Below are 13,469 nucleotides of genomic sequence, written 5' to 3'. Positions count from 1 at the left end.
CGCCAGACGCGTTTAGGCCTTCCCCTCACCCCCGAATCAGGTGGACCGTCGCGTCATCCGACAGCGCGCCACGCGCTCGCGGCCAACCGCGTCCGTCGCCTCCAAGAGTTCCAATATGCCCAACAAGATGTTGATCGATGCTACCCACCCGGAAGAGACCCGGGTGGTTGTCGTCCGCGGCAACCGCGTCGAGGAATTTGATTTCGAAACTGCCCAGCGCAAGCAACTCCGGGGCAACATCTACTTGGCGAAGGTCACCCGCGTCGAGCCTTCGCTCCAGGCCGCCTTCGTCGAGTACGGCGGCAATCGCCACGGCTTCCTGGCTTTCAGCGAAATCCATCCCGACTACTACCAGATCCCGGTCGCCGACCGGCAGGCGCTGATCGAGGCCGAGGAGCGCGCCCACCGCGAAGCCGAAGAGGAGAGCGAGAACCGCTCCAATCGCCGGCGCAACCGCCACCGCAGCTCGCGGCGCCGCGGCAGCGGCGAGCGCGTGCAGAGCGAGATCGTGGAGGCCGTGGACGCCGGTCAGGCCGTCGAGGCCGAAGGCCATGAGGCCGACCACGAGGCGCATGAGCATCACGCTTACGCGCAGGAGGATCATTCGGATCAGCCGCATGGCGAAGCCGGCGAGCACGGCGAGACCCATGACAAGGCACATGACGAGACACATGGCTTCTCCGAAGCGCCGCTGAGCGCCCCCGAGCACGATGACGCGGGCGGCTCCCATGAGGGCGCGGCCGAGCCGTCGCACGTCCATGCCGACGCCGCTCACGAAGCCGTCACTGCACACGCGCCGGCGGAGCCCGTCGCTGCCGCAGAGCAACCAGCCGTGGAAGCCGCAGAACCTGTGGCTGCTTCGATCAGCGACGCGCTCGTCGCGGCCTCCGCGGCCGCCGCCGAGGCAGACGACGATCATGAGACCCACTCTCATGACGAGCATGACCACGACCATCACGACCACGACCACGACCACGACCATCATGAGCATGATCATCATGACCATGACGAGCACGACCACGACGAGGACGTCGCTCCGGTCGGCGAACACGAGGGCGACGGCGTCACGATCGTGCCGGGTGACGAGAACGGCGCCGAGCCGGTCTCCGACGATCACGAGGACGACGACGAGGAGATCGAGGAAGAGGTCGTCGAATCTGTCGGGGGCGACGACGTGCTCGAGGAGGTGCCGGAGCGCACCTTCCGTCCGCGCCGTCAGTACAAGATCCAGGAGGTCATCAAGCGCCGCCAGGTGATGCTGGTGCAGGTCGTCAAGGAGGAGCGCGGCAACAAGGGCGCTGCGCTGACCACCTATCTGTCGCTGGCGGGCCGTTACGCCGTGCTGATGCCCAACACCGCGCGCGGCGGCGGCATCAGCCGCAAGATCACCTCGGCCCAGGACCGTTCGCGCCTGAAGGAAGTCGTGCAGGACCTCGACGTGCCCGAGGGCATGGGCGTCATCCTGCGCACCGCCGGCGCCAACCGCACCAAGCCCGAGATCAAGCGCGACTTCGAATATCTGCTGCGTCTCTGGGAAACCGTCCGCGACATGACGCTGAAGTCGCAGGCCCCGACCCTCGTCTATGAGGAAGGCTCCCTGATCAAGCGCTCGCTGCGCGATCTCTACAACAAGGAGATCGACGAGATCCTGGTGGCCGGCGAAGCCGGCTATCGCGAAGCGCACGACTTCATGAAGATGCTGATGCCGACCAACGTCCGGGCGGTGAAGCAGTATCGCGACGGCCAGCCGCTGTTCTCGCGCATGGGCGTCGAGAGCCAGCTCGACGCGATGTTCTCGCCGACCGTGCAGCTGCGCTCGGGTGGCTACATCGTCATCAACCAGACCGAGGCGCTGGTCTCGATCGACGTGAACTCCGGCCGCGCCACGCGCGAGCATCACATCGAGGACACCGCGCTCAAGACCAACATGGAGGCCGCCGAGGAAGTTGCGCGGCAGCTCCGCCTGCGCGACCTCGCCGGCCTGATCGTCATCGACTTCATCGACATGGACGAGAAGCGGAACAACCGCTCCGTCGAGCGCAAGCTGTCGGACTGCCTGCGGCAGGACCGCGCGCGCATCCAGGTCGGCCGCATCTCGCATTTCGGCCTGTTGGAAATGTCGCGCCAGCGCATCCGCGCCAGCGTGCTGGAGAGCTCGACCGAGCCGTGCGCACATTGCGGCGGCACCGGCCACGTCCGCTCGGTCTCCTCGGTGGCGCTGCAACTGCTGCGCAGCCTCGAAGAGGCGCTGATGAAGGGCGCGACCCACAATCTCGTGGTCCGCACCCGCACCGAGGTGGCGCTCTACGTGCTCAACCACAAGCGCGGCCATCTGCGCGACCTCGAGAACAGCTTCAAGGTCTCGCTCGCCGTGATTGCCGATCCGAGCGTGAGCGGCCAGCAATCCTTCATCATCGATCGCGGCGAGCAGGTGCATACGCTCGAGGCCGCCAAGGCGCTGCTCGTGGCGCAGGCGTCCGCGCCGCCGCTGGTGGCCGAGGAGATCTACGACGAGGACGAAGCGTTCGACGTCGAGACCGAGTCCGAGGTCGAGACCGAGGAAACCGAAGGCCTGTCCGAGGACGCGACTGAGGGCAGCGCCGGCGAGGGCGAACGCGACGGTCAGCGCCGCAAGCGCCGCCGGCGGCGTCGCGGCCGTGGCAGCGAAGCCCGCGAGGGTGCGCTTCCGGAAGGCACCGTCGCAGCGCCGAGCGCCGAGCCGGGCTTTGCTGGCGAGCAGCCCGTTGAGGACTCCGATGCCGAGGATGACGAGAGCGAGGAACAGCCCGCTTTCGCGCAAGGCGAGCAGACCGATCAGGCCGGCGGCGAGCGGCGTCCTCGCCGGCGCGGACGCCGCGGTGGCCGCCGCCGTCGTGGTGGCGCCGAGGACGGCCTTGCTGCCTCGATCGGTGATGAGCTGACGCCGGCCTCGGCCTCCGAGGTGGAATCCGCGGTCGCCGATTTCGACGGCAATGGCGCGGCCCTGCATGAGGACGAGCCGGCCGAGCAGGCAACGCCGGTCCACGCTGTTGCAGCCGAGGTAGATGAGCCCGTTGCTGCGGCTGCGACGCAGGTCGCCGAGCCCCCTGCCCCTGTGCAGGAGACCGAGGCTCCCAAGGCCGAAGCTGCAAAGACCGAGGCCGCCAAGCCTGAAGCCGCCAAGCCTGAGTCCGAGAAGGCTCCGCGGCGCTCGACGGTGCGCGAGAAGGTCAGCTTCGTCACTGAGCCCAGGCCCGAGAGCGCGGCTGCGGCGGTGAACGCCGCCGAGAGCAGCCCGGCCGCTCCGGCCGCCGAGAGCGCAACCTCCGAGCCGGTCGCAACCGAACCGGCAGCCACGGACGGCACTGCGCCGGTAGCCCCGCGGCGGGCCGGCTGGTGGTCGCGCCGCTTTGGCGGCGGGCAGTAAGCCGTCCGCCGGTTTCAGACAGCTCCATGCAAAACGCCCGGCCAGACGGCCGGGCGTTTTCGTTCGAGCTTGGTTCTGTTTCGGCGTGGCTGTGATGCCCGGACGACTCAGCCCGTCGTGACCGCCGTCTCGACGTCGGACGGGTCGATCTGCTGATTGAGCCGCCTCTGCAGCAGGTCGTGATCGAGCTCGCCCTCCCACCACGACACGAACACCGCGGCGATGCCGTTGCCGGTGATGTTGGTGAGCGCGCGCACCTCGCTCATGAACTTGTCGATCGAGAACACGATCGCCATGCCCGGCACCAGCGCGGGATTGACCACCGACAGCGTTGCGGCCAGCGTGATGAAGCCGGCTCCGGTGACGCCGCTGGCGCCCTTCGACGTCAGCATGGCCACGACCAGGATGGTGATCTGCTGGCTGAACGAGAGGTCGACGCCGAGCGCCTGCGAGATGAACAGGGTTGCCAGCGTCATGTAGATGTTGGTGCCGTCGAGGTTGAAGGAGTAACCGGTCGGCACGACCAGGCCGACCACCGGCTTGGAGCAGCCGAGCCGCTCGAGCTTCTCCATCAGCTGCGGCAGCGCGCTCTCCGACGAGCTCGTGCCGAGCACGATCAACAGCTCGTCCTTGATGTAGGCAACGAACTTGAAGATGCTGAAGCCGATGAAGCGCGCGATCAGCCCGAGCACGATCACGACGAACAGGCCGGCCGTGACGTAGAACAGCGCAATCAGCCCGATCAGGTTGCCGAGCGCCGCCGGACCGTATTTGCCGATCGTATAGGCCATGGCGCCGAACGCGCCGACCGGCGCCGCCTTCATCACGATGGCGATGACGCCGAACACCGCGTGCGCGGTATCGTCGATCACGTCGCGCAGCCGGTGGCCGCGCTCGCCGAGCGCCATCAGCGCGAAGCCGAACAGGATCGCGAACAGCAGCACCTGCAGGATGTCGCCACGCGCCAGCGCGCCGACGACGCTGTCCGGAATGATGTTGAGCACGAAATCGACCGACTTCTGCGCTTCCGCCTGCTTGACATAGTTGGCAACCGCCGCCGCATCCGGCTTGGCAGCGAGGCCATGGCCGAGGGGGACCAGATTACCGACGATCAGGCCGAGCAGCAGCGCGAAGGTCGAGACGATCTCGAAATAGACCAGCGCCTTGACGCCGACCCGGCCGACCTTGCTGGCGTTCTGGATGTGGGCGATGCCGGACACCACGGTGCAGAAGATGATCGGCGCGATCACCATCTTGATCAGCTTGATGAAGCCGTCGCCGAGCGCCTTGATCCACTCGTTGGTGGCGAGGTTCGGGAACAGCCAGCCGATCAGGACACCGATCACGATCGCGATCAGGACCTGGATGTAGAGAATGCTGTACCAGGGCTTGCTGCCCGTTTGTGGGGGGACGCCGCGCGTCCCGGTTTCCGTCGCTGCCGCCATCGGCCTGATCCACCTTCGTCTGTCGGGCCTCGTCTGTCCCGGCCCTTGCGGCGCGCACCTCAGACAAATTGTCGCGGCCGAGTCAATGACGACGAAGGATGGTCGCGCCGGACCCTAGCCCAGCCAGCGCGCGATCCGGGCCACGGCCTCGCGCATGTCTTCAGCGGAGCGTGCATAGGAGAACCGCACGAAGCTGCGACCGTGGATCGGATCGAAGTCGACGCCCGGCGTCGCCGCGACATGCGTCTCTTCCAGCATGCGCTTGGCAAACTCCAAGCTGTCGGAGGTGAAGTCGGAGACGTCGGCGTAAAGGTAGAAGGCGCCATCGGCCGGAAGAAACCGCGTCAGGCCAGCCTTCGGGAAGCCCTCGATCAGGATGCGGCGGTTCTCCTGATAGCCGTGCTTGATGGCTTCCATCTCGGCACGACCGTCGAACGCGGCCTCTGCCGCGATCTGTGACAAGGTTGGAACGGAGATTGCGAGGTTCTGCTGCAAGCGCTCGATCGGACGAACCAGCGCGTCCGGCACCACCATCCAGCCGATGCGCCAGCCGGTCATGCAGAAGTATTTCGAGAATGAATTGATGATCAGCGCATCGCGCGACAGCTCGGCCGCCGTCACCGCGGGAAAGGCGTAGTCGAGACCGTGATAGATCTCGTCGGAGATGAAGCGGATGCCGGCCTCCCGCGCGGCCGCGATGACACCGCCGAGCGCCTCGCGCGACATCATCGTTCCCGTCGGATTGGCCGGGCTCGCCACCAGCACGCCCTTGAGCGGCGTCTTGCGATGCGCCGCGAGCAGCGCCTCGCCGGTCAGCGCATGGCGATTCTCGGCCGTGGTCTCGATCAGCACCGGCTCGCAGCCCAGCGCCGTCAGGATGTGGCGATACGGCGGATAGCCGGGAACGGTGACCGCAACGCGGTCGCCGGGCTCGAACATCGCGAGGAACGCGAGGATGAATCCGGCCGAGGATCCCGTGGTGATCACGATCCGCGCCGGATCGATCTCGCACGCATGCGTCTCGCGATAATGCCGCGCGATTCGCTGCCGCAGCGACGACAGGCCCAGCGCTGACGTATAATCGATGCGGGCCTGATCGAGCGCGGCATGGGCGGCCGCGATCGCGGTGCGCGGTGCCGGCGCGGCCGGCTGGCCGACCTCCATGTGAATGACATGGCCGCCCTCGGCCTCGATCCGCTCGGCCGCGGCCATCACGTCCATCACCATGAACGGGGGAACATTGCTGCGCGCGGACGGCGCGGTCAGGTTGGCGAGCCGCTGTTCCAATGTCGGTATCACTGTCGCATCCACCATGGATATCTGCTATTGACCCCGCCTGTTCGGACCCGCTCTCTCGACCGGCCGGCATGAGGACCATGGCCTGATGGGGCCTCATTCGCCGCAGATGAGCCGCATTCCGCAGTTTGGTGGGCAATAGCCCGTATCGAGCCTCGCGCCAATTGCAAAGATCGACCGATGTTGCTCCCAATCGTGCTTCGCAAGAAATTGTCCGGCGGGCTGGCCGTGATCGTCGCGGCCGCCATGACGCTCGGACCGGTTGCGCCGGCTTCGGCCCAGCAGGGCAAGGGACCGCCGATCCTGCGCGACACCGAGACCGAGGTGCTGCTGCGTGAATACACGCGGCCGATCCTGCGCGCCGCCGGGCTCGAGAAGCAGAACATCCAGATGGTCATCATCAACGACAGCTCGTTCAACGCCTTCGTCGCGGACGGCCGTCGCATCTTCGTCAATTACGGCGCGATCATGCAGTCGGAGAATCCGAACCAGCTGATCGGCGTGCTCGCGCACGAGACCGGCCATCTCGCCGGCGGCCACCTCGCCAAGCTGCGCCAGCAGCTCGCCACCGCGCAGACGCAGATGATCATCGCCACCATTCTCGGCGCCGGCGCGCTCGCCATGGGCGCCTCCCGCGGCGGCGGCAATGGCGGCCTCGCCAATGCCGGCGCCGCGACGCTGTCGGCGCCGGGCGAGGTGATCCGCCGCTCGCTGCTGTCCTATCAGCGTCAGCAGGAGGAGAACGCCGACCGCGCCGGCGTCAAATTCCTCACCGCCACCGCGCAGTCGCCAAAGGGCATGTACGAGACCTTCAAGCGCTTCACCAATGAGAGCCTGTTCGCGGCGCGCGGCGCGGACCCCTATTTGCAGTCGCACCCGATGCCGGCGGACCGCGTCGAGGCGCTGGAAGGCCTGGCGCGGCAGTCGCCCTATTGGGACAAGAAGGACGACGCTTCGTTGCAGATGCGCCATGACATGGTCCGGGCCAAGATCTCGGCCTTCATGGAGCGGCCCGACACGGTGGCGCGGCGCTATCCGCTGTCCGACAACAGCCTGCCGGCGCGCTATGCGCGGGCGATCTCCACCTATCTGCATGGCGACCTGCGCAGTGCGCTGACCCAGATCGACGCCCTGATCCAGGTGCAGCCCAACAACCCCTATTTCCAGGAGGTTCGCGGCCAGGCCCTGCTCGAAGGGGGGCGTCCGACCGAGGCGATCGCGCCGCTGCGCAAGGCGGTGCAGCTGTCCAATAACGCGCCGCTCATCGAGATGTTACTTGGCCAGGCGTTGGTGGCATCGGAGAACAAGGCCTACACGGAAGAGGCGATCTCGATCCTGCGGGCGGCTGTCGCGCGCGAATCCGAGGCGCCGATCGGCTACGCCCAGCTCGCGATGGCCTATGGCCGCAAGGGCGACTATGCCGAGGCCGACCTCGCGTCGGCCCAGGCTGCCTTCCTCCGTGGCGACAACAAGACCGCCCGCGAGCTTGCATCCCGGGCCAAGACCCGCTTTGCGGTGGGCTCGCCGGGGTGGGTGAAGGCAGACGACATCGTCGCTTCGAAGCCGCTTTCGAGCCAGTAGACCGACCGATTTGCTGCTAATATCACGCCAAGATTACCGAAATACCTCTCACAGCCCTCGACAAGGACCCGATCATTTTGACCCAGAGGACCTCCTTCATGCCGTCACTCCGCACGCTCCTTCCCGCGGCGCTGTTCGCGCTCTCGCTCTGCGGCGCCCCGCAAGTTGCGTCTGCCGAGAGCTTCTCCGACGGCCAGCGCGGCGAGATCGAGACCATCGTCAGGAATTATCTGATCGCCCATCCCGAGGTGCTCGAGGAGGCGATGGCCGAGCTGCAGAAGCGGCAGACCGCGGCCGAGGCGGCCAAGCATGAGGCGGGCATCGCCAAGAACGCCGAGACCATCTTCAACTCGCCGCGCGGCGTCATGCTCGGCAACAAGGATGGCGACGTCACCTTCGTCGAGTTCTTCGATTACAATTGCGGCTACTGCAAGCGCGCGATGACCGACATGATGGAGCTGATGAAGAGCGACCCGAAGCTGAAGGTCGTGCTCAAGGAATTCCCGGTGCTGAGCCAGGGCTCGGTCGAAGCCGCGCAGGTCGCCGTCGCCGTGCGCATGCAGGCGCCGCAGAAATATCTCGACTTCCACCAGAAGCTGCTCGGCGGCCGCGGCCAGGCCGACAAGGCCCACGCGCTCGCCGTGGCCAAGGAACTCGGTCTCGACATGGCGCGGGTCGAAAAGGACATGGCGAGCCCCGAGGCCAAGGCGACGATCGAAGAGAACTTCAAGCTCGCCGAGGAGATGGGCATGAACGGCACGCCGAGCTACGTGATCGGCAAGCAGGTCGTGATCGGCGCCGTCGGCGTCGAAGGCCTGCGCGAGAAGATCAGCACCGCGCGCTGCGGCAAGGCGAGCTGCTGACGCGCGCGCTCGCGGACGACGTCTGACATCACGGACATCACACCAAAGGCCGGCTGGATCAGCCGGCCTTTTGCTTGGGCGTGGCCAGTGGAGCAGGACAAGCCGGCCCCGAGGGCTGCAGACTGCGCCTTCGTAGACTTGGCCCGCCTTGGGGATCGTTGGGTATCTTGGGGGATCGGACCGAAACTCTGCGCCAGCCCCCTCGCCCATTTCGCACTTGGCATTTGCGCTCGCCTGCCTCCCCGCCGTCATGGCCGGGCTACGTCCCGGCCATCCACGTCGTTCGGCACGCGCGGCTGGACGTGGATGCCCGGGACGGAGCCCGGGCATGACGATGTGGAAACAGCGCGGCGAAAAACTAAGAAAACGCGAGGCGATAGCCTGTGTTTTCATCGGTTTTCGGTGACACCGTCAGCGTAATGCTATCCCAGCCGAAGGGCAGAAGTGAGAGCTGGTTCTCAGTTTGGTTTCGCAAGCTTGTCAAGCGACCATGTGGCGCGGGCCATAAGCGGATCATGCGGTCTTGTTCAAGCGCAGCGCGGAGATTGAGAGCCTATGGTCGACGAGACATCCAGGCATACCAAGTCCAAACAGAAGTCGAAGGGGCGCCGGTTTTATTGCATCGATGCAAATTATCGCCTCGAAGGAAAGCCTGGATTTGTGCTGCAAAACGAGACGACCCTTAAGGGGTATTTGCGACATTTAGGTCAGCAACCCCGATATTCGGATTTTCCTGAACAGCCTCGCTTTCTATTCGACCGCAAGCTCGGCCGAGCACCGCGTGACATCGAGGAGTACGGGAAGCACTGGCTCATCTCTGACTCGATGAAGGCGGTGTTTGAGGCCGTTGATCTCGATGCCCTGGCCTTCACTCCATGTGATGTGCGGTTACCTGATGGAACGGAAGGCCCGCGCTATTGGCTTTGTACGGTTGTGCGCGTGCTTGATGCGCTGGACGAGGGGAACTCGCGTCTGACAATCAGCCAGGATGAGGGGCAGAAATATTATTTGTTGCACGTGGGGATAAGCAGCTTAGTCTTCCGCGATGAGGCGGTTGTGGGGGCGCACATCTTTCGGATGGCTTACTGCAGGTCGATTGTTATTTGCGATCAATTCATGCGGGAAGCATGCGAGCAGGCGAATCTCAAGGGGATTCTCTTCCGGGACGTCCTCCATTACTGAAGACGAATAGTTCATGGGCGGGAACGTGAGATTGCGATTCCGAATGATCTAGTGCGCGCTGGGGACAACGCGGTCTTCTGGGATTACGGCATCTAATGACGACCGGAAGGCGAATAAGTAAAATGCACTGTCAACGTAATCCGTGCCAGCCCCCTCGCCCATTTCGCACTTTGCATTTTGCGCTCACCCGCCTCCCCGCCGTCATGGCCGGGCTACATCCCGGCCATCCACGTCGTTCGGCATGCGCGGCTGGACGTGGATGCCCGGGACGAGGCCCGGGCATGACGATGTGGAAACAGCGCGGCGAAAAACTAAGAGAACGCGAGGCGATAGCCTGTGTTTTCAGTGGTTTTCAGTCCATGGGTGTCACCGTAACCCGGCCTCGCTTGGATATTTTTAGGGTCGTCGCGGTTCTAAGGGGCGCCTTAGGCATCGACTTCAGAATATGGTACATCCGGTGAAGACGAATTCTGACTTAGAGTTCAGAAATACGCAGCTCTGTTGGCAGGTTGGCCGATCAACTAAGCGGCCTTTTTCGACGAACGCCTCATGGCAGATGCCGTCGACTAAGCGAAAGCGATGGCCGCGGTACAAACCGCCGGGATATAAATGCCCGGCCGGTTGAGCCGCATGAGTATACGACCGTTCATCAGCACGGACTAGGTCGGGCATTAGGAAGATTGCGGTTAAGAGAATGTAGAAGTGAATCATTCTGCGCATCGACGCACCGTTTTTTCTAACAATCTCCCTAATTTACGACCTCGAAATTGCGGTTATAATTATGACGGATCAAAGATCCGCGTTTGATCTTCGGCGCCTCGGGGTTGGGGTTACCGTGACAGTCACCGCAATCGAGATCAGTGTTTCTGAAACGATTGCCAAACCCGGCCATGTCCAAGTTGGGTCAAATGCGGCCCTACCCCAGGGCCGCCAACTTCCGGTGGCACCCTGACGGCAGACGTTGCGGGCGCCAGGCGGCAAGTCCGAGATGGGCCAGAAGCGGCCATTACCAAGATCAATTTATCATATCCGCTTTCCTCCCGAAGCCCGATCACGCGGCCGCGGAGCGAGCCACCGCTCGTTTGCATCTGTTCTGGCCGGAAGATTGCGAAGGTCCTGACACCGCAGGTCACATTGTCCGTTCAACTAACCGAAATGCCCATTAAGCATTTGAGCGATTGGCAATCCTGGGATGCCCCATAGCAGGGTTGCAACATCGACCCGGATTGTCCAGAGACGATAAGCTTTGCCTCGTTGGGTAAAGCGATTTGGGTCGATGAAAATAGCAAGACCACGACGCCATGCGTACCCTAGAGGAGGTTGTCCGGGGAATTCGTCGCGGATCATCTCCGATTGCAAAATTTGCTTGGTTACCAGCAACGCTGCAAATACGCCGATCCAGATATATAAGATCATCCGAGCCTCAATGTGGGCGGCCTCCCATCGGCATTAGCACGTCTCGGCCTCTGCCGAAACTTGCGTCGACAGCTTCCTCGAATGGAGCGAGTTGCCTGGACGGCGTTCAGTGCTGCAAAGCGTAGATCTGCCGCCCCGCTGATTGAGGTCCGAAATGGGTCATCTGCAGACGTCACTCGGCTTCAAGCGATAGCTCGGGATTACGGTGACAGTGCACTCAATAGCCGTCGCCAGCGTGCTTCAGCGGAAAACAGTTAAGTGCACTGTCACCGCAATCCGGCATTGCGCCACTCTCTAGATCAATCGTTTTTGAATGTTGACGCCCGATCAGGGCCAAGTTTGACGGATTCAATAGCCGCTCGAACCGCATTGCCCAAATCGATGCTGAGGCGCGTTAGCGCTCCTCCTTTATCTTGGGCTTCTACAACAAACGGCACTTCTGGCAGGACCACACTAAGCACGCGCGTAATCGCCGTCATCTCTCTTCCCTGCTCCTCATTCAGAGGGTCCGTTGTCGAAGCCATCTTCGTCATTCTCTCAAAGATACCAGGCGAGTGAACTTCTAACGCTTCGATCGCTTCTCGTATCTGATCGTCGGTGTAAAACTTGCCCATGACAGCTAGCCTTCTGTGAAATCTCAGTTCGACCATTTGTGAGAGAGGTCCGAGGAACATAGCCTATGCCCAATTCACACCAGCTTTCTTTTGATTCTTGGCGGCATCGTTGTCCACGACGTTCGCAACCCGCAGTCGCAATTCGATGATCACGAAGTAAACAGCTGTCATCAATAGACCCGCTTGATTGAAGATCACCTCTCCCCAAGAATTACGGCGCACTCAATAGCCGTCGCCAGCGCGCTCCAGCGGAAAAGAGTTAAGTGCACCGTAATTCCGGTTTGACAACCATTGGGTACGGACCCGATCTGAAACGATCTGTTCTCCGGATCTGCTTCGCGATCAACTGCGAGCAGACGCTGATTGAGGCTATTAACCATGAACATCATCGTGCTTCTCGTCGACTCCAGTGGGACTTGGTCGCCCGAAAAATGGGCTGCATCCAACGGAGGAAAGCACGTCAGCGATTCTCAGGTTGTCATCGAGCAAATGGCGGATTGGCTTTCGATCGTCCGGGACAATCGAGTGCTAGCGGACTTTGATCACGACGAGCTTGCTCATTTGAGCAAGTTGGTGAGTGAGCCTATGGCATATTTGATCGAGTGGAAGGATGGCGTTTTAGTCGAACGTCTTCTGCAATCTATTCCACCTGAGACTCCTGCTGCAGTCGACAACGACCATGGGTTACTCGTCTCTGTGCAGCAGGTCGCAGGCCGTCCACTTAACTCTTGGGTAAAGATGGCTGAGTTGGAGTAGATTGCCGGCGTCGGATGGCGGGATTTCGATCCATGGGTGTCAATCGTAGTTGCACGTTGCCCCCATACGTGATCAGCCCCTTCGTCCCGAAGAATCTGCTTCGCCTTTCGTCGTTGAGCGCAGCAGCTTTCCTCAACCAATAAATGGCCCGGTCTGGGTCCTTTGCAGCACCATTCAGGCCATGAGCGTAGTTGACGATCATTTCGCGACTGGCCGCCAAATGACCCGCTTCCGCCACGCGCTCCTTCAGGTCGAAGGCCCGAAAGTAACGCTCCTTGGCAGTCCCGGCCCCGAGTCCACGCCGAAAAGCTTCCGAAAGATAGAGAAGCGAATCGAAGTCCTCGGGTCCGATTGCCCGTTCGGCCTCTTCCATCCAGCGCAAACTACAGGAGTTGTCTCCCTTGTCCTGCAAATACTCCGCCATTTCGATCGTGGCCAGGATCGAGCCCTTTGCGATGAACTGCTCGAAATAGGCAACAGCCTGCTCCTCCTCACCTTCTGAGAAGCTCCCGAGCTTCTCCGACATCAAAGCCGAGTGCGTCCGAGAAGATCAGCACCACTTACTCCGTCGGTTCTACCGCGAATTGCGCCCCGCACATTTGGCCACTTCGTCTCCGAAGTGCGACAGCATCAGTCGCCTGCCGATTGAAATCAACCTTCTGCAATAGGCTCGTGACCTCGTAGGGCCTGCTCAACGCTCTGTTGATTTGCTGGAGCTGGCGGAGTGCCGAGTCGCCCGTCGGGCACGTCTTGTCCGAACGGACGGCTTCGGCCGTCTTGTTCGGGCATCAAACGGCGTGCGCCAAACAACGGATTTCGCCCGCGCGTTCAAGCCGATGCCCCCTGTCCAGTCCTGTCGCGAAAAACATTCTTCTTTCGTCTTATCAGAATTCGTGATTGTCTATCCCCG

10 protein-coding genes are annotated in these 13,469 nt (G+C 62.7%); 5 read left to right on the top strand and 5 right to left on the bottom strand.

The window, feature by feature from the left end:
- Nucleotides 1-115 precede the first annotated feature (115 nt).
- Nucleotides 116-3,406, top strand: a complete 3,291-nt coding sequence (locus tag NLR35_RS20950) for an Rne/Rng family ribonuclease (RefSeq protein WP_257168415.1) — start codon at nt 116-118, stop codon at nt 3,404-3,406.
- Between the two features lie 107 nt (nt 3,407-3,513).
- On the opposite strand, the gene dctA is transcribed toward NLR35_RS20950, so the two are convergent.
- Together dctA and NLR35_RS20940 are read right to left on the bottom strand one after the other, a co-directional pair.
- Complete coding sequence (dctA, locus tag NLR35_RS20945) at nt 3,514-4,851, bottom strand: C4-dicarboxylate transporter DctA (protein ID WP_257168414.1); 1,338 nt, start codon at nt 4,849-4,851, stop codon at nt 3,514-3,516.
- Between the two features lie 114 nt (nt 4,852-4,965).
- Nucleotides 4,966-6,165 carry a pyridoxal phosphate-dependent aminotransferase gene (locus tag NLR35_RS20940; RefSeq protein ID WP_257168413.1) on the bottom strand — a complete coding sequence of 400 codons (1,200 nt, stop codon included), beginning with the start codon at nt 6,163-6,165 and terminating at the stop codon, nt 4,966-4,968.
- A 162-nt stretch (nt 6,166-6,327) separates the two neighbouring features.
- On the opposite strand from NLR35_RS20940, the gene NLR35_RS20935 reads away from it, so the two are divergent.
- The 3 genes from NLR35_RS20935 to NLR35_RS20925 all read left to right on the top strand — a co-directional run bounded on the left by NLR35_RS20935 (nt 6,328) and on the right by NLR35_RS20925 (nt 9,773).
- Nucleotides 6,328-7,728, top strand: a complete 1,401-nt coding sequence (locus NLR35_RS20935) for a M48 family metalloprotease (protein WP_257168412.1) — start codon at nt 6,328-6,330, stop codon at nt 7,726-7,728.
- A gap of 98 nt (nt 7,729-7,826) precedes the next feature.
- Nucleotides 7,827-8,591 (top strand): DsbA family protein, encoded by a 765-nt coding sequence (locus NLR35_RS20930; RefSeq protein ID WP_257168411.1) that lies wholly within the window; start codon nt 7,827-7,829, stop codon nt 8,589-8,591.
- Between the two features lie 555 nt (nt 8,592-9,146).
- Nucleotides 9,147-9,773 (top strand): DUF1629 domain-containing protein, encoded by a 627-nt coding sequence (locus tag NLR35_RS20925; RefSeq protein ID WP_257168410.1) that lies wholly within the window; start codon nt 9,147-9,149, stop codon nt 9,771-9,773.
- Nucleotides 9,774-10,919: 1,146 nt separating this feature from the next.
- Here the strand turns inward: NLR35_RS20925 and NLR35_RS20920 are convergent.
- Together NLR35_RS20920 and NLR35_RS20915 are read right to left on the bottom strand one after the other, a co-directional pair.
- Nucleotides 10,920-11,189 (bottom strand): hypothetical protein, encoded by a 270-nt coding sequence (locus NLR35_RS20920; protein ID WP_257168409.1) that lies wholly within the window; start codon nt 11,187-11,189, stop codon nt 10,920-10,922.
- A gap of 299 nt (nt 11,190-11,488) precedes the next feature.
- Nucleotides 11,489-11,803 carry a hypothetical protein gene (locus NLR35_RS20915; protein ID WP_257168408.1) on the bottom strand — a complete coding sequence of 105 codons (315 nt, stop codon included), beginning with the start codon at nt 11,801-11,803 and terminating at the stop codon, nt 11,489-11,491.
- Between the two features lie 378 nt (nt 11,804-12,181).
- Between NLR35_RS20915 and NLR35_RS20910 the strand changes: the two genes are divergently transcribed.
- Nucleotides 12,182-12,559, top strand: coding sequence for a hypothetical protein (locus tag NLR35_RS20910; RefSeq protein ID WP_257168407.1), 378 nt, complete (start codon nt 12,182-12,184; stop codon nt 12,557-12,559).
- Here the strand turns inward: NLR35_RS20910 and NLR35_RS20905 are convergent.
- Nucleotides 12,525-13,085: a tetratricopeptide repeat protein gene (locus NLR35_RS20905; protein ID WP_257168406.1), complete on the bottom strand. Its 561-nt coding sequence runs from the start codon at nt 13,083-13,085 to the stop codon at nt 12,525-12,527. The two genes, NLR35_RS20910 and NLR35_RS20905, sit on opposite strands and share 35 nt — an antisense overlap.
- Nucleotides 13,086-13,469: the final 384 nt, after the last annotated feature.

Source organism: Bradyrhizobium sp. SRS-191 (assembly GCF_024586915.1).
Classification (GTDB): Bacteria; Pseudomonadota; Alphaproteobacteria; order Rhizobiales; family Xanthobacteraceae; genus Bradyrhizobium.
The sequence above is the reverse complement of the archived record's forward strand: the minus strand, read 5'-3'. Positions and strand labels throughout refer to the sequence as shown.

Coding starts and splice junctions, on each gene's coding strand:
- NLR35_RS20950 (WP_257168415.1), top strand. CDS start 116: ATGCCCAACAAGATGTTGATCGATGCTACCCACCCGGAAGAGACCCGG.
- dctA (WP_257168414.1), bottom strand. CDS start 4,851: ATGGCGGCAGCGACGGAAACCGGGACGCGCGGCGTCCCCCCACAAACG.
- NLR35_RS20940 (WP_257168413.1), bottom strand. CDS start 6,165: ATGGTGGATGCGACAGTGATACCGACATTGGAACAGCGGCTCGCCAAC.
- NLR35_RS20935 (WP_257168412.1), top strand. CDS start 6,328: ATGTTGCTCCCAATCGTGCTTCGCAAGAAATTGTCCGGCGGGCTGGCC.
- NLR35_RS20930 (WP_257168411.1), top strand. CDS start 7,827: ATGCCGTCACTCCGCACGCTCCTTCCCGCGGCGCTGTTCGCGCTCTCG.
- NLR35_RS20925 (WP_257168410.1), top strand. CDS start 9,147: ATGGTCGACGAGACATCCAGGCATACCAAGTCCAAACAGAAGTCGAAG.
- NLR35_RS20920 (WP_257168409.1), bottom strand. CDS start 11,189: ATGATCTTATATATCTGGATCGGCGTATTTGCAGCGTTGCTGGTAACC.
- NLR35_RS20915 (WP_257168408.1), bottom strand. CDS start 11,803: ATGGGCAAGTTTTACACCGACGATCAGATACGAGAAGCGATCGAAGCG.
- NLR35_RS20910 (WP_257168407.1), top strand. CDS start 12,182: ATGAACATCATCGTGCTTCTCGTCGACTCCAGTGGGACTTGGTCGCCC.
- NLR35_RS20905 (WP_257168406.1), bottom strand. CDS start 13,085: ATGTCGGAGAAGCTCGGGAGCTTCTCAGAAGGTGAGGAGGAGCAGGCT.